Origin of the sequence: Pseudomonas quebecensis (assembly GCF_026410085.1) — a bacterium.
Taxonomy (GTDB): domain Bacteria; phylum Pseudomonadota; class Gammaproteobacteria; order Pseudomonadales; family Pseudomonadaceae; genus Aquipseudomonas; species Aquipseudomonas quebecensis.
The window spans coordinates 4,627,338-4,642,105 of record NZ_CP112866.1 but is presented as its reverse complement, the minus strand read 5'-3'; the positions used below and the strand labels follow the sequence as shown (position 1 = coordinate 4,642,105).

Below are 14,768 nucleotides of genomic sequence, written 5' to 3'. Positions count from 1 at the left end.
ACGCGGGCGCCTTTCTGGTTGGATTGAATGCTTACAGCAAATCGTACTGCTTGAGCTTTTTGCGCAGGGTCCCACGGTTGAGGCCCAGCAGCTCGCTGGCTTTGGTCTGGTTGCCCTTGACGTAGTTCATCACGCTTTCGAGCAAGGGCGCCTCGACTTCGGAGAGCACCAGGTTGTAGACGTCCGTGACGGAAGCGCCTTCCAGGTGGGCGAAATAATTGTGCAGCGCCTTCTCGACACTCCCGCGAAGGGTCTGGCCTTCTTCGCTCGGCGTGTTGAGGTGCTGTTTCAAATTGACGTTGTCGCTCACGGGTGCTGTTCCACTCACTAAAGTCTCGGTCATCATCGTCATGCGGCCACCCCCTCTCCGTCCCCTGTCACCAGGCTCTTGTAACGTCCGGCGAAGAACTCACGAACGTTGGCGCACTGTGCTTCCGTATCATCCAAACGATTGAAGTGGGCGCGAAACTCCTTGGCGCCCGGCAAGGTTGCGAGATACCAGCCGACATGCTTGCGAGCAATGCGTACTCCCATCACGTCTCCATAGAAGGCGTGCAGGGCGGCCAGATGCTCTAGCAGAATGCGTTCCACCTCGATCAGCTCCGGTGCCGGCAAGGTTTCGCCGGTACGCAGGAAGTGCTCGATCTCACGAAAAATCCACGGCCGCCCCTGGGCGGCACGGCCAATCAACAGGCCATCGGCACCGGTCGCGTGAAGTACGCGCCGGGCTTTCTCGGCGGAGTCGATGTCGCCATTGGCAAACACCGGCATCGACACCGCCTGCTTGATCGCGGCGATGGTGTCGTACTCGGCTTCACCGGTGTAAAGGTCGGCGCGGGTGCGGCCATGCACCGCCAGCGCTGTAATGCCTGCCTGTTCGGCGATCTTCGCCACCGTCAGGCCGTTTTTGTTGTCCCGGTCCCAGCCGGTGCGAATCTTTAGGGTCACCGGCACATCGACTGCGGCGACAACGGCCTGCAGGATCTCGGCAACCAACTGCTCATCCTTCAACAACGCGGAACCGGCGGCCTTGTTGCAGACCTTCTTGGCCGGGCAGCCCATGTTGATATCGATGATCTGCGCACCCAGCTCCACATTGGCTCTGGCCGCATCCGCCAGCATCTGCGCATCACCCCCGGCGATCTGCACCGAGCGCGGCTCGGGATCACCTTCGTGGATCATGCGCATCCGCGACTTGCGGGTGTTCCACAGACTCATGTCGCTGGTGACCATTTCCGACACGACCAGCCCGGCGCCCAATCGTTTGCACAGCTGACGAAAGGGCTGGTCGGTGACGCCCGCCATGGGGGCGAGAATCAAGCCGTTCTGCAATGTATATGGGCCGATGCGTACCGCCGACATAGGACTTCCCTGTTGTGGGGCCGGATCATTAGAGTTCGAAAAAGGGTTGGCATGATACCCGCTCTCGATGACTGGATAAAGGCTGAATTGGATAAAATCTGAACAGTTATTTCTTTATCGCCGCCGGTTTGGTTGGCCGGCGCGCAGTCAATATTCCACCGTCAGGTTTCGATGGCCGAGCCGATTTACTCGGGCGAGTGGAAGCTCAGGCTGTAATTCACAGCTTTATTGCCCGGATCAAGGATATCGAGGGAGATATGGATCGGGGTCTGTGATGGCATTTCGCTGACGCCGGCCAGTTCACCACTGAGGTATTCGGCGGGCTTGAACCGACGACTGGCGATCAGGCCACCGTTGAGGTCGGCGAAACGCAGCTCCAGCAGCGGGAAGGGCTGGGAGAAGGTCGCGCGGTTATAGATGATCGCGTCCACCACCAACGCCCCGGCGAATTCCGGGTGGCTGCGCACCACCAGATTGCTGCTCTTGATATGGGCGATATCGACCCGCGACGGCACCGTGCAGCCCAATGTGGGGCACAGTTGCTGGAACCACGGGCGATAAGCGTCCTGGCGGGCCAGGTCGTCGAATTGATAAGCGATGTACTGGCCGACCAGGCCGGCGGCGGCGATCAGTACCAGCAGTATCCAGACCAGGCGGCGGCCCAGGCTTGACGGGCGTTTTTGTGCGTAGAGGTGCAGCGGGTCGTCTTCCAGGTCCTGGAGCACGTCGTCGTGGGCACCGGTCGACGCGCGGGTGCGCCTGCGGCGCGGTTGAGGGCGCTCTTCGGGCTCCGGCTCGGAGGCTTCGTGGAGGACGGGAGTCAAGGGTGGGTCGAGCTCGTCATCGTCGCGGGGCGTGCCCAGCGGCGGCCCATCTTCGATGTCGTCGGCGTGAGGTGACATCGACGGTTCGGTGCGTGCTCGGGTGGCAGCCGTTTTTTTCGCTTCGTATTCGTCTTCGTCGGGTTGGCTGCGCGCTTCAGAAGGTTCGCTGAACAGGCTGGCGGCCCACTTTTCCTCATCGGCCTTGAGGCTATCGCGACTGGCGCTGAGCGGTTCTTCCTTGTGCCGACGGTCGCCCGGCTGGCGGCGGTCTGCGCTCACCGGCAGGGCGGGCTGCGGGGCGCGCCGCTCCAGCTTGGCCAGTTCTTCGTCCAGGTCCAGATTGTCCAGGTCCAGCTCTTCGGCGTTCCACTGCTTCTGGCTGATCGCGCGCGGCGCCTCGGGGGCGGCTTGCGCGACCGTCGGTACTTCGGATGTCGGCGCAGGGGCCTGGGTGGCGCGCTGCTCCAGCAATTGGCGGGCAGCGTTGAACACTTGCAGGCACGAGCCGCAGCGAACTACGCCGCGGGCCACGCTCAATTGAGCATGGTTGACGCGAAAGCGGGTCTGGCAATGCGGGCACTGGGTGACGAAACTGTCGGTCATGCGGCCATCCGATTCAGGCAAGCGCTCATTCTAGCGCCGACGACCGCTGATGCGTACCCAGCCGTCGCGTTCAGCGATCGGGTCCAGGTCAAAGTCCTGGGCGTAAGCGGCGGCGACTTCCTCACCCTGTTCGGCCAGGATGCCCGACAGCGCCAGGCGGCCGCCCGACCTGACCAGGCTCGACAGCTGCTGCGCCAGGGACACCAGCGGCCCGGCGAGGATATTGGCCACCAGTACATCGGCCTGCACCTGGGGCAAATCCTGCGGTAGGTAAAGCGGGAATTTGCCTTCAGGAATGTTGTTGCGCCCGGCGTTATCGCGCGACGCTTCCAGCGCCTGCACGTCGATATCGGTGCCGACGGCTTGCTTGGCGCCCAGCAGCAGGGCGGCAATGGCCAGGATGCCCGAGCCGCAGCCGAAGTCCAGCACGTTGCTGTCGCGCAGCTCCTGGCCGTCGAGCCACTCCAGGCACAGGGCAGTGGTGGGGTGGGTGCCGGTGCCGAAGGCCAGGCCCGGGTCGAGCAGCAGGTTCACCGCGTCCGGCTTCGGGGCCGCGTGCCAGCTCGGCACGATCCACAGGCGTTGGCCGAAACGCATGGGCTGGAAGTTGTCCATCCAGCTGCGTTCCCAGTCCTGGTCTTCGATCACTTCGCTGTGATGCTCCGGCAGCGGGCTGCCGGTGAGCAGTTCCAGATGGGCCAGTACGCTGGCGGCTTCGGTGCCGCCTTCAAACAGCGCCAGCAAATGGGTGTGGGACCACAGCGGGGTGGTGTTCAGCTCGGGCTCGAAGATCGGCTGGTCTTCGGCGTCCATGAAGGTCACCGACACGGCGCCCACTTCGAGGAATGCGTCTTCGTAGGTTTCGGCTTGTTCTGGGCTGATGGCGAGACGGACTTGCAGCCAAGGCATGGCGGGCACCTTTGAAAATAATGAGTGTGCGACGGCGGGGTCGCGAAAGCGCGCAAGTTTACGCGAGCGGCGGGCAGAAGACGACACTGCTGACTGCACGCCGGTCAAATGTGGGGCTGCCCCTGCCACCTTTGGAGTGTGTACTTTTTCAAAATAGAGGGCCCACAAACAACAAAACCGCCCGAAGGCGGTTTTGTTGGGTGGAGCACTTACTGGTTGGCCAGCTTGTGTTCCAGGTAGTGAATGTTCACACCACCTTCGCAGAAGCCTTCATCGCGGACCAGGTCCCGGTGCAGCGGGATGTTGGTCTTGATCCCATCGACCACGATTTCGTCCAGAGCGTTGCGCATGCGGGCCATGGCCTCATCGCGGGTGGCGCCCCAGGTGATCAGCTTGCCGATCAGCGAGTCGTAGTTGGACGGAACCTTGTAGCCGCTGTACAGGTGCGAATCGACGCGAACGCCGTTGCCGCCCGGTGCATGGAAATGCTTGACCAGGCCTGGACTCGGAATAAAGGTTTTCGGGTCTTCGGCGTTGATTCGGCACTCCAGGGAGTGGCCGTGCAACTTCACGTCGTCCTGGGTGTAGGACAGTGGGTTGCCGGCGGCGATGCTGAGCATCTCCTTGACGATGTCGATACCGGTAACCATTTCCGACACCGGGTGCTCTACCTGAACGCGCGTGTTCATCTCGATGAAGTAGAAACGACCTGCTTCATAGAGGAACTCGAACGTACCGGCGCCACGGTAGTTGATGTCGATGCACGCTTTGACGCAGCGTGCCAGCACTTCCTGGCGTGCTTTCTCGTCCAGGCCCGGTGCCGGGGCTTCTTCCAATACCTTCTGGTGACGGCGTTGCAGCGAGCAATCGCGGTCGCCCAGGTGGATGGCGTGGCCCTGGCCGTCGGACAATACCTGCACTTCCACGTGACGTGGATTGGTCAGGTACTTCTCCAGGTAGACCATCGGGTTGCCGAACCAGGCAGCCGCTTCGGAGCGAGTCTGCTTGGCCGCTTCGATCAGGTCTTCTTCCTTGTGCACCACGCGCATGCCGCGACCACCACCGCCACCGGCGGCCTTGATGATCACCGGGTAGCCGACTTCGCGACCAATGCGCAGTGCGGTTTCCTCGTCCTCAGGCAATGGGCCATCGGAACCTGGAACGGTTGGCACGCCGGCGGCGATCATGGCGTCCTTGGCCGATACCTTGTCGCCCATCAGGCGAATGGTTTCGGCTTTCGGGCCGATGAAGGCAAACCCGGACTTTTCCACCTGTTCGGCGAAATCGGCGTTTTCCGCGAGGAAGCCGTAGCCTGGATGGATGCCGTCAGCGCCGGTCACTTCCGCGGCAGCGATGATGTTCGAGACTTTCAGGTACGAGTTCGTGGCCAGTGGCGGGCCGATGCAGATGCTCTCGTCCGCCAGTTTCACGTGCATCAGTTCGGTATCGGCCGTCGAGTAAACAGCGACGGTCTTGATGCCCTCTTCCTTACAGGCGCGCAGGATACGCAGCGCGATCTCGCCGCGGTTGGCGATCAGGACTTTTTGCAGTTTCTTCGCAGGTTTCAACATCGAAGGTGCTCCGCGGTTCAAACGATGGTGAACAGCGGCTGGTCGTACTCAACCGGCTGACCGTTTTCTACCAGGATGGATTCGATCACGCCGGCTTTTTCAGCGGTGATGTGGTTCATCATTTTCATCGCTTCGACGATGCAGATGGTGTCGCCCACTTTCACGGTCTTGCCCACTTCAACGAAGGCTGGCGAGGTCGGTGCCGGGGTGCGGTAGAAAGTACCGACCATTGGCGACTTGACCACGAAACCGTTCAGCACAGGAGCTGCCGGTGCGGCAGGAGCAGCCGGTGCAGCGGCTGGTGCAGCAGCGGCCGGAGCCGGCGCTTGCATCTGCGGGGCATAGAATTGTTGAGCCGGGGTCTTGCTGTGGCGGCTGATCCGTACGGACTCTTCGCCTTCCTTGATTTCCAGCTCGTCGATACCGGATTCTTCCAGCAGTTCGATCAACTTCTTAACTTTACGGATATCCATGAATCATCAACTCCCAAGGGTCGGTCAGGGGCGCTTGGCCGGTTGTTCAAGCTGTTCCAGGGCGGCCTCCAGGGCCAGTCGGTAACCGCTGGCGCCAAGGCCGCAGATCACTCCTACCGCTACGTCGGAGAAGTAAGAGTGATGGCGGAAAGGTTCGCGTTTGTGCACGTTCGACAGATGCACTTCGATGAATGGGATGCTCACCGCCAGCAGCGCGTCACGTAATGCAACGCTTGTGTGCGTAAAAGCGGCGGGATTGATCAGGATAAAGTCCACGCCTTCGCCGCGCGCGGCATGGATTCGATCAATCAATTCGTACTCGGCGTTGCTTTGCAGGTATTGCAGATGGTGGCCGGCATCACGGGCTCTCTGTTCCAGATCGAGGTTGATCTGATCGAGGGTCACTGCCCCGTAGACGCCCGGTTCACGGGTGCCAAGCAGGTTCAGGTTGGGTCCGTGAAGAACCAGTAAGGTCGCCATCGGCTGTTCCTTGTTATGGAGGTGGGTACGTCAGAACCCGGCGACTATGCCGTAAAGCCTTTGTGACTGTCCAGTTCTATGCAGTAGGCGGCACGATTAGCGAGGATAGCGCGAAATTTGTGACTGTGGGCCAGTATCCGGTCATAGGCGACACGTCCTTGAACCCTATGGAGATCAAGTGTGGGAGGGGGCTTGCCCCCTTCCACATTAGTTCTTGATATGACGCTGGATCCGGTTAGACGCGGAATGCCTGTACGGCGGTATTGAGCTGCCCACCCAGCACCAGCAGGTGCTCGCCCTGGCTGCGGCCCTGGCCGATGCGCAGCAGATTATCCTCACCCAACTGATGAATCCGCTCGCTGTTATCGCGGATTTCGCTTACCGCATCACGTTGCTGCGCGGTGACATCGGCGATGCGCACGGCGGTATCGGAAATGGTCTGGATCGCGCCGACGATTTCATCCAGTGCGCCGTCGGCCGCCTGGGCCTGCTGGGCGGTGGCTTCGGCGTGCTCGACCTGGGCGCGCATGCCTTCCACCGATTGGTGAGCGGCGCTTTGCAGACCGGCGATCAGGCCCTGGATTTCGGCGGTGGCGCCGGCGGTGCGCTGGGCCAGGGAGCGCACTTCGTCCGCGACCACCGCAAAACCACGTCCGGCTTCACCGGCGCGGGCGGCTTCGATGGCTGCGTTCAGCGCCAGCAGGTTGGTCTGGTCGGCGATCGAGCGGATCACCGTAAGTACGCCGCCGATAGTGGCGGATTCTTCAGCGAGTTTTTCGATCATCTGCGCGTTTTGCTGCACTTCACCGACGAGGGCATGCAGCCCGGTCAAGCTCAGGCCGATCACCCGCTGGCCTTGTTCCACCGCCTGGCCCGCGCTGCGGCTGGCGCCGGCGGCCTGGCTGGCGTCGCCGGCCACTTGCTGAATGGTCGCTTCCAGTTCACCCAGGGAATCGCGGATCTGCGCGGTGTCGCCGGCCTGGCGCTCGGCGCCGTCATGCAGGCCGCTGCTCAGTTCGGCGAGCGTGCGGCTGCTGCCGGCGACTTCCTCGGCATTCCCGCGAATAGTGCCCACCAGGTCCACCAGATAAGCGCGCAAGCGGTTCAGGGAGGCTTCGATATCGTGCAGTTCGCGGTTGGTCTTGCCCAGGGCAATCGGCTGGCTGAAGTCGCCCTCGGCCCAGGTCGACAGAGCGGGCGCCAGGCTGGTCAATACCCGGGCCAGGCGCCGCTGCAGGGTGTCGATCAGCAGCGCGATCAGCAGGATCAGGCCAATCATCATGCCTTGCATCAGGCGCACTTCGGCCTGGATTTTGCCATGCTGCGCGCGCACCACCGGCTCCAGCCCGGCAATGGCTTGCTGTACGGCGTTGATTTTCAGGTGCGTGGCGGCGGCCAGGTCGGCGCGCTGCTGGATCTGGGTACGGGTGCGCTTGAGTTCAGCGGGATAGCGGGTCAACAGGCTGTTGAGTTCGCGCTTGAGGTCGACGCCGGTGTCCTGAGCTTCGGTTTTTTCGGTGTTTTCCAGGCCCATCAGCGCGGAGAAATCATCGGTGTTGGATTCGGTGCTGGCTTTCACACCCAGTAATGGCAACTGTTCCAGCAGGTCGGCCTGGCCACGGATCTGGCCCAGTTCGCGCTCCACATCATCGGCCAGCTCGGCGCGTCCGCTGCTGACCAGTTTGTCGCGGGCCAGTGAGAGTTTGCCCAAGTGCTGGGAAGCGGCCAGCAGCGCTGGCAGGTAGCGTGCAGCTTCCGGCGAGTTCACGCCGGTGGCGTACTGGCTCAGCTGTTCCAGGTTCGCACCCAGCTCACGCTCGGCCTGCACCAACAAGGCTTGCGGGTCGCCAGCCAACTTGCCGGCGGCAAGCAGGTCGGTTTTGCTGAAGGCGTCCAGTTCCACCAGGCTGGGGCGCAGGCTCTGCGCCAGTTCGGCCGGCAGTTCGTGCAATTGTTGCAGCAAGCCTTCCAGGCTTTGGCTGGCGCCGCTCAAACGCAGCGCATCGCCATTGGCCAGATAGTCCTCGATATTGCGTGCCGCCTGGTTCTGAAAGGTCTGCGACAGGCTCAGGTAGCGTTCCATCAGCAGATAAGGGCGCTCCAGGGCGCGTTGCGACCACCACAGGGTCGCCCCGAGGGCCAGGCACACGGCCACTAACAGGAGGGTGTTGAGATTGGTCAGCAGCTTCAGGCGCATGCGAGGTTTCAGCCGGCAACAAAAGATAAGTGCCTGAAGTTATTGCGTTTCTATTACAGCGTTATGACGGAGTCGGTGGATTCCGATGAAAAGATGGCACTTTGCTTTGATGTGCGCGCCGCCTGTACGCGGTTGCGTCCGCCGTCCTTGGCGCGGTACAGCGCCTCGTCGGCCTGGGCGGCCATCATCAGGCTGTCGGAACCGTCGCACAGCTCAACCAGGCCGGCGCTGAAGGTGCACCACAAATCCTGAGGCTGAGCCGGGTAGTGGATTTCGGCAAAACGTTCGCGAATTTCATCCAGCACCTTGCAGGCCGATTCCAGGTCGGTATCGGGCATCACGATGGCGAACTCCTCGCCGCCGTAGCGCCCGATAAAATCGGTCTTGCGCAAACGTTGCTTGAGAAACAGCGCCAGGCTCTTGATTACGCGGTCGCCCATCGGGTGGCCATGGCTGTCATTGACGCGCTTGAAATGGTCGATATCGAGCATCGCAAAGCTCAACGGCTTGTTCTCGCGGCGCGCGCGGAAGCTGCAGTCTTCAAGCAGTTGCAGGATATGGGTGTGGTTGTACAGGCCGGTCAGGCTGTCGCGCACCATTCGCGCCTTGAGGTGCCGGGCGCGGGCTGCGCGATTGCGCACGGTGGTGATCAGGTGGCGCGGCTTGATCGGTTTGGTGAGGAAGTCGTCGCCGCCCTCACTCATGGCGTCCAGTTGTTTGTCCAGGTCATCTTCGGCCGACAGGTAGATGATCGGCACGCTCACATAACGGTCGTTATGGCGGATCACCTTGGCCAGCTCGGTGCCGGTGCAGGCGGGCATGTACATGTCGAGGATGATCAGGTCAGGCTGGAAGTCCGCCAGTTCGGCCATGGCCTGGATCGGCTCGATCAATGTGCGGGTGACGATACCGGCACTGTTGAGCAGGCGCTCGGTGTGCAGGGCCTGGGCCCGCGAGTCGTCGATAATCAGCACTTTATAAGGGTCGTACTGAGCGACGCAGGTCAGCACTTCAATCTTTTCCAGCAGGCTGGACGCTTCCAGCGTGCCGGTCAGGAACTCCTGGCCGCCGGCGCGTACGGCGGCCAGGCGCGTGGGCGTGTCGGTTTCGTGCAGGCTGAAAAACAGCAGCGGCAGCTTGTGCTCCAGGCCTTCCTGGGCTTCGGCGGCGAGCGTAAGGCCCAGGCCGGCGCCGCAGAAATCCACATCCATCACAATCGCCGACGGCAGGCGCTCGGCCATCGACGCGCGAAACGCCGCCACGCTGTCCAACGACTGAGCGCTCAAGCCAAAGAATTCCAATTGCTTGGCCAGGCGTTCGGCGCGGTCGTGATCGGCCAGCATCACGTAGATCGGCTTGCGCATCGGCGGCAGTAAGGTTTGCTCCAACTGGTCGCCCTGGCGCAGGCCGGTGCGCGACAGGCGCTGCATCAGTCGGTTGAGCTCAGTGATCAACTGACTGCTCAGACGGCCGCGGTTTTCATCCACAGCCCTGAGGGATTCGCCGATACGGTGCGCCAACTGACCGTGCTCGGGCTGTTCGAAACGCTCGGCAAAGCGCAGCAGGCGCAGGTTCGCGTCGTTGAGCTCGGAGAGGTCTGCATTCGACCATTCGCTGCGTTGCAGGCGCTGCCAGATCTCAAGAATTTGACGTGCCTGATGAATTACCCGCTGGGCAAAGTGCTGCTTGAGGCGCTCACGGCTGGGGTCTTCTGGCTCGGTCATATCCTGACTACTGGTGAGGGTGCATGCTGAGGGCGACTGATGGCTCTATGCTAGCACCTCTTGATCAAGCGGATGAGTGTCATACGTCAATTAACTGCGTGTCTTTGCTATTCAGTTAATGACTGGCTGGTCGCGTGGGTGCAAAAGCGTGCATCCTTTATAGTCGAACACGGCCGGTGCGCCAGTTTGGATAAAAGCGCCGCGCCGACGGGCACGATGGGGTAGGGTTGTGGTCGGAGTGTTTGAACGCACGCCATCAATTCAAGTGCATGAACTCAAGTGATTGAAAGGATATCGCCATGCTGGACTGGAAAAACCGTGCAGGCAGTGCCAAAGGCCCTGTGCCTGAGCCCAAGTCAACCAACCGCGGCTATTTTCGTACGCTGCTGATGAGCCGTGCGGTACTCAGCCTGCTCGGCGTGTACCTGCTGGTCACCGGCGCTCTGGGTTGGTACTGGAGCGAAGAGCCTGCGCTGTTTCCGGTGCAGCAAAATGCGCAGATCGCCGCCGAAAAGGACGGCAAGCAGATGGTGGTGGGCTTCACCACCGTCGAAACCCTCAAGAGCGTGGTCGGCACGCTGCTTAACAAGCCCGGCGGTTATATTTCCAACGATCGTTTCCCGCCTGGTCTGTGGATGGACAACATGCCCAGCTGGGAGTACGGCGTGCTGGTGCAGGTGCGGGACCTGACCCGCGCCCTGCGTAAAGACTTCGCCCGCTCTCAGTCGCAGTCCGCCGAAGACGCCGATCTGGCCAAGGCCGAGCCGCGTTTCAATTTCGATAACAAAAGCTGGGTACTGCCATCCAGTGAGTCCGAGTACCAGGAAGGGATCAATTCCCTCAGCCGTTATGAAGCGCGTCTGTCCGACCCCAACCAGCGCGGCGCCTTGTTCTACGCCCGTGCCGACAACCTGAACAACTGGCTGGGGGATGTGGCTACTCGCCTGGGTTCGTTGTCGCAGCGCCTGTCGGCCAGCGTCGGCCGGGTCAAGCTCAATACCGCGCTGAAAACCGAAGCCCTGGCACCGGGTGAAGTACCGCAGGTCGATGAAGAAGTGGTGGAAACCCCATGGATGCAGATCGACAACGTGTTCTATGAGGCCCGTGGTCAGGCCTGGGCCTTGTCTCACCTGCTGCGTGCGATTGAAGTCGACTTCGCCGACGTACTGGCCAAGAAGAACGCCACGGTCAGCGTGCGCCAGATCATTCGTGAGCTGGAAGCCTCGCAGGAACCGGTTTGGAGTCCTATGATTCTTAACGGCAGTGGCTTCGGCGTACTGGCGAACCATTCGCTGGTGATGGCCAATTACATTTCCCGGGCAAACGCTGCAGTGATCGATTTGCGTCAGCTCCTCAATCAGGGTTGATGATGGACGTTACTCCACGGGAGGCCGCTCACCGGGTGGCCTCCGATGCTGAACTGATCTGTTGGGTGGATGAGCAGGACAACCTGCTCGGCCATCTGGTCAGGTCAGACTTGCGCAAGCGCGGCCTTATCGGCCGTTGCACCTTTATCTTCCTGTTCAACCGCGCCGGTGAGCTCTGCGTGCACCGCCGCACTCTGAGCAAAGCCCTGTATCCAGGATTCTGGGACACTGCGGCCGGTGGGATGGTCGCGGCCGGTGAGACTTATGGTGAATCGGCGGCCCGCGAGCTGGAGGAGGAACTCGGAGTCAGTGGCGTGGCGTTGACCGAGCATGACCATTTCTATTTCGAGCAGGACGGCAGCCGGCTCTGGTGCACGTCCTACTCCGCCGTGTGGGATGGGCCCCTGCGCCTGCAGCCTGAAGAAGTCATGGAAGCGCGTTTTTTGCCCGTCGAGACGGTCTTGAAGGAAGCTGAGCAAAAACCGTATTGCCCGGATGCCCAGGAGGGCCTGCGCCGCTATCTGGCCTTGCGTCGCTAAACTTGCATGAATTGGCGCTATTTGGCTCTTAGCAAGCGTGCTTTTTGCCGTTACACTGCGCGACTTTTCACCCGAACCGCCTTGGCGTGTCGGTAGCGCTGCCCCTGCCTGAGTGGGGTTTCGCGGTCGGTCGTCCGTTACGAGGGCCGATCAGTCTTTGTCCTCCCAAGAGGATTGCCGGTGGCCAAAAAAGCCGCATCCTTCGCCGCCCTTGGTGGCCTGGTATTTTCCACCGACGCAGGTCGCCACTGCCCGGACTGTCGTCAGCCCGTGGACGCCTGCATCTGCAAACAGACTCTGATCCCGGAAGGCGACGGTATCGCCCGCGTGCGCCGCGAGAGCAAGGGCCGTGGCGGCAAGACGGTGACCACCATCACCGGCGTGCCGTTGGCCGCGGAGCCGCTCAAGGAGCTGGCCACCACGCTGAAAAAGCGCTGTGGCACCGGTGGCGCCTTGAAAGAGGGGATCATCGAGATTCAGGGCGATCACGTCGAACTGCTGTTGGCCGAGCTGATCAAGCTTGGTTACAAGGCCAAGAAGTCCGGCGGCTGAGCCTCTTCCCGACCTGTGTCTAAACTCTGTCCTGCGAGTGGGGTCTACCTCTCTTACAGGCAAATCGTCATTTTCATTCTTTAGACTGCGCCGGCCTCGAACCCGAGGCGGTGTCTTCGACTTCATTTATAGGGGACTTCGATGTCCGTACGACGCACACGCAAAGACGATGGCAGCCAATGGACAGTTGCGGACAGCCGCAGTGTTTACGGGATTCGCCATTGGGGGGCCGGGTATTTCGCGATCAATGATGCCGGTCGCGTTGAAGTCCGTCCGAACGGTCCCGACAGCACGCCCGTCGATCTCTACGAGCAGGTCGACGAGTTGCGCAAGAGCGGCCTGTCGCTGCCGCTGCTGGTGCGTTTTCCCGATATCCTGCAAGACCGCGTGCGCCAACTGACCGGTGCATTCGACGCTAACATTGCGCGCTTGGAATACCAGAGCCAGTACACCGCGCTGTACCCGATCAAGGTCAACCAGCAGGAAGCAGTGATCGAAAACATCATCGCCACGCAGAACGTCTCCATCGGCCTGGAAGCCGGCTCCAAACCCGAGCTGCTGGCCGTGCTGGCGCTGGCACCGAAAGGCGGCACCATCGTCTGCAACGGTTACAAGGACCGTGAGTTCATCCGCCTGGCGCTGATGGGCCAGAAGTTGGGCCACAACGTATTTATCGTGATCGAAAAAGAATCCGAAGTCGGCCTGGTGATCGAAGAGGCGGCGAGCCTCAAGGTCAAGCCTCAGGTTGGCCTGCGCGTGCGCTTGTCGTCCCTGGCGTCGAGCAAATGGGCGGACACCGGTGGCGAGAAGTCCAAGTTCGGTTTGTCGGCCGCGCAACTGCTCTCCGTGGTCGAGCGCTTCCGCGCCGCCGGGCTGGACCAGGGCATTCGCCTGCTGCACTTTCACATGGGCTCGCAGATCGCCAACCTGGCGGACTACCAGCACGGTTTCAAGGAAGCCATCCGGTACTACGGCGAGCTGCGCAACCTCGGTTTGCCGGTGGATCACATCGACGTCGGCGGGGGCCTGGGTGTGGATTACGACGGTACCCACTCGCGTAACGCCAGCTCCATCAACTACGACATGGACGACTACGCCGGCGTGGTCGTGGGCATGCTCAAGGAATTCTGCGACGCGCAGAGCCTGCCGCATCCGCACATCTTCTCCGAAAGCGGTCGCTCGCTGACCGCCCACCACGCCATGCTGGTGGTGCAGGTAACCGACGTCGAAAAACACAACGACGAAATCCCGCTGATCGAAAACAAGGAAAGCCTGCCGGAAACCGTGCAATGGCTGGTGGATCTGCTGGGCCCGACCGACATTGAGATGGTCACCGAAACCTACTGGCGCGCCACCCACTACATGAGCGACGTGGCCGCCCAGTACGCCGACGGCAAACTGACCCTGGCAGAAAAGGCCCTGGCCGAACAATGCTACTTCGCCGTGTGCCGTCGCCTGCACAACTCGTTGAAAGCCCGTCAACGCTCGCACCGCCAGGTGCTGGACGAACTCAACGACAAGCTGGCCGACAAGTACATCTGCAACTTCTCGGTGTTCCAGAGCCTGCCGGACACCTGGGCCATCGGCCAGGTGCTGCCGATCCTGCCGCTGCACCGTCTGGACGAGGAGCCGCTGCGCCGCGCCGTGTTGCAAGACCTGACCTGCGACTCCGACGGCAAGATCAAACAATACGTCGACGAACAGAGTATCGAAACCAGCCTGCCGGTACATGCCCTGAACGAAGGCGAGGACTACCTGCTGGGTATCTTCCTGGTCGGCGCCTACCAGGAAATCCTCGGCGACATGCACAACCTGTTCGGCGATACCGACTCGGTGAACATCTACCAGCGTGAAGACGGCTCGGTGTACAGCGCCGGGATCGAAACCCACGACACCATCGAAGACATGCTGCGCTATGTGCATTTGTCGCCGGAGGAGTTGATGACGCATTACCGTGACAAGTGCGCCAGCGCCAAGATCAGCGCATCGGAGCGTACCCAGTTCCTCGACGCGTTGCGTCTGGGGCTGACGCGGTCTTCGTACCTGTCTTCCTGATATCGGTTCAGCGTTTAACAAGGGCTGCAGTTAACACTGCGGCCCTTTTTTATGGAGTTGGCGGTCAAGTGCCGGTTCCAAGGCACCTTTCATCTGCGCAGCGATAAGTAAA

General features: G+C 61.4%; 12 protein-coding genes and 1 pseudogene. 4 read left to right on the top strand and 9 right to left on the bottom strand.

Features of this window, described 5'->3' with window-relative positions:
* Positions 1-31 precede the first annotated feature (31 nt).
* From fis to OSC50_RS21670, 9 genes and pseudogenes are all read right to left on the bottom strand, one after another.
* The gene (fis, locus tag OSC50_RS21710) at positions 32-352 is read right to left on the bottom strand and encodes a DNA-binding transcriptional regulator Fis (RefSeq protein WP_003221275.1); all 321 of its coding nucleotides are present in this window, start codon (positions 350-352) and stop codon (positions 32-34) included.
* On the bottom strand, positions 349-1,362 hold the full coding sequence (dusB, locus tag OSC50_RS21705; protein ID WP_034136704.1) for a tRNA dihydrouridine synthase DusB: 1,014 nt from the start codon (positions 1,360-1,362) through the stop codon (positions 349-351). The genes fis and dusB overlap by 4 nt, the downstream gene beginning before the upstream one ends.
* Before the next feature lie 185 nt (positions 1,363-1,547).
* Positions 1,548-2,789 carry a DUF3426 domain-containing protein gene (locus OSC50_RS21700; protein WP_266245703.1) on the bottom strand — a complete coding sequence of 414 codons (1,242 nt, stop codon included), beginning with the start codon at positions 2,787-2,789 and terminating at the stop codon, positions 1,548-1,550.
* Between the two features lie 30 nt (positions 2,790-2,819).
* Positions 2,820-3,698, bottom strand: coding sequence for a 50S ribosomal protein L11 methyltransferase (gene prmA, locus OSC50_RS21695; protein ID WP_266245705.1), 879 nt, complete (start codon positions 3,696-3,698; stop codon positions 2,820-2,822).
* Positions 3,699-3,907: 209 nt separating this feature from the next.
* Positions 3,908-5,269, bottom strand: a complete 1,362-nt coding sequence (gene accC, locus OSC50_RS21690) for an acetyl-CoA carboxylase biotin carboxylase subunit (RefSeq protein ID WP_181080887.1) — start codon at positions 5,267-5,269, stop codon at positions 3,908-3,910.
* Positions 5,270-5,286: 17 nt separating this feature from the next.
* Positions 5,287-5,742 carry an acetyl-CoA carboxylase biotin carboxyl carrier protein gene (gene accB, locus OSC50_RS21685; protein WP_266245707.1) on the bottom strand — a complete coding sequence of 152 codons (456 nt, stop codon included), beginning with the start codon at positions 5,740-5,742 and terminating at the stop codon, positions 5,287-5,289.
* Between the two features lie 24 nt (positions 5,743-5,766).
* Complete coding sequence (aroQ, locus tag OSC50_RS21680) at positions 5,767-6,222, bottom strand: type II 3-dehydroquinate dehydratase (protein ID WP_034095685.1); 456 nt, start codon at positions 6,220-6,222, stop codon at positions 5,767-5,769.
* Positions 6,223-6,457: 235 nt separating this feature from the next.
* Positions 6,458-6,973 (bottom strand): annotated as a pseudogene (locus tag OSC50_RS26300) (methyl-accepting chemotaxis protein); the annotation flags it as partial.
* Positions 6,974-8,472: 1,499 nt separating this feature from the next.
* A complete protein-coding gene (locus OSC50_RS21670) occupies positions 8,473-10,143 on the bottom strand; it encodes a response regulator (RefSeq protein WP_181080884.1) in 1,671 nt (556 codons plus the stop codon).
* 389 nt (positions 10,144-10,532) lie between these two features.
* Here OSC50_RS21670 and OSC50_RS21665 point away from each other — a divergent pair, with 389 nt between their 5' ends.
* From OSC50_RS21665 to speA, 4 genes are all read left to right on the top strand, one after another.
* Complete coding sequence (locus tag OSC50_RS21665) at positions 10,533-11,510, top strand: DUF2333 family protein (protein WP_370694758.1); 978 nt, start codon at positions 10,533-10,535, stop codon at positions 11,508-11,510.
* A gap of 2 nt (positions 11,511-11,512) precedes the next feature.
* Positions 11,513-12,049, top strand: coding sequence for an NUDIX hydrolase (locus OSC50_RS21660; RefSeq protein WP_253511980.1), 537 nt, complete (start codon positions 11,513-11,515; stop codon positions 12,047-12,049).
* A 180-nt stretch (positions 12,050-12,229) separates the two neighbouring features.
* Positions 12,230-12,601 carry a translation initiation factor Sui1 gene (locus OSC50_RS21655; protein WP_266245712.1) on the top strand — a complete coding sequence of 124 codons (372 nt, stop codon included), beginning with the start codon at positions 12,230-12,232 and terminating at the stop codon, positions 12,599-12,601.
* 141 nt (positions 12,602-12,742) lie between these two features.
* Positions 12,743-14,656, top strand: a complete 1,914-nt coding sequence (gene speA, locus OSC50_RS21650; protein ID WP_181080880.1) for an arginine decarboxylase — start codon at positions 12,743-12,745, stop codon at positions 14,654-14,656.
* The last annotated feature ends 112 nt before the right edge of the window (positions 14,657-14,768 follow it).

Excerpts from the sequence above, each read along its gene's own strand:
- speA (WP_181080880.1), top strand. The coding sequence starts at position 12,743 with ATGTCCGTACGACGCACACGCAAAGACGATGGCAGCCAATGGACAGTT.
- OSC50_RS21660 (WP_253511980.1), top strand. The coding sequence starts at position 11,513 with ATGGACGTTACTCCACGGGAGGCCGCTCACCGGGTGGCCTCCGATGCT.
- OSC50_RS21665 (WP_370694758.1), top strand. The coding sequence starts at position 10,533 with ATGAGCCGTGCGGTACTCAGCCTGCTCGGCGTGTACCTGCTGGTCACC.
- accC (WP_181080887.1), bottom strand. The coding sequence starts at position 5,269 with ATGTTGAAACCTGCGAAGAAACTGCAAAAAGTCCTGATCGCCAACCGC.
- OSC50_RS21670 (WP_181080884.1), bottom strand. The coding sequence starts at position 10,143 with ATGACCGAGCCAGAAGACCCCAGCCGTGAGCGCCTCAAGCAGCACTTT.
- accB (WP_266245707.1), bottom strand. The coding sequence starts at position 5,742 with ATGGATATCCGTAAAGTTAAGAAGTTGATCGAACTGCTGGAAGAATCC.
- dusB (WP_034136704.1), bottom strand. The coding sequence starts at position 1,362 with ATGTCGGCGGTACGCATCGGCCCATATACATTGCAGAACGGCTTGATT.
- aroQ (WP_034095685.1), bottom strand. The coding sequence starts at position 6,222 with ATGGCGACCTTACTGGTTCTTCACGGACCCAACCTGAACCTGCTTGGC.
- prmA (WP_266245705.1), bottom strand. The coding sequence starts at position 3,698 with ATGCCTTGGCTGCAAGTCCGTCTCGCCATCAGCCCAGAACAAGCCGAA.
- fis (WP_003221275.1), bottom strand. The coding sequence starts at position 352 with ATGACGATGATGACCGAGACTTTAGTGAGTGGAACAGCACCCGTGAGC.
- OSC50_RS21700 (WP_266245703.1), bottom strand. The coding sequence starts at position 2,789 with ATGACCGACAGTTTCGTCACCCAGTGCCCGCATTGCCAGACCCGCTTT.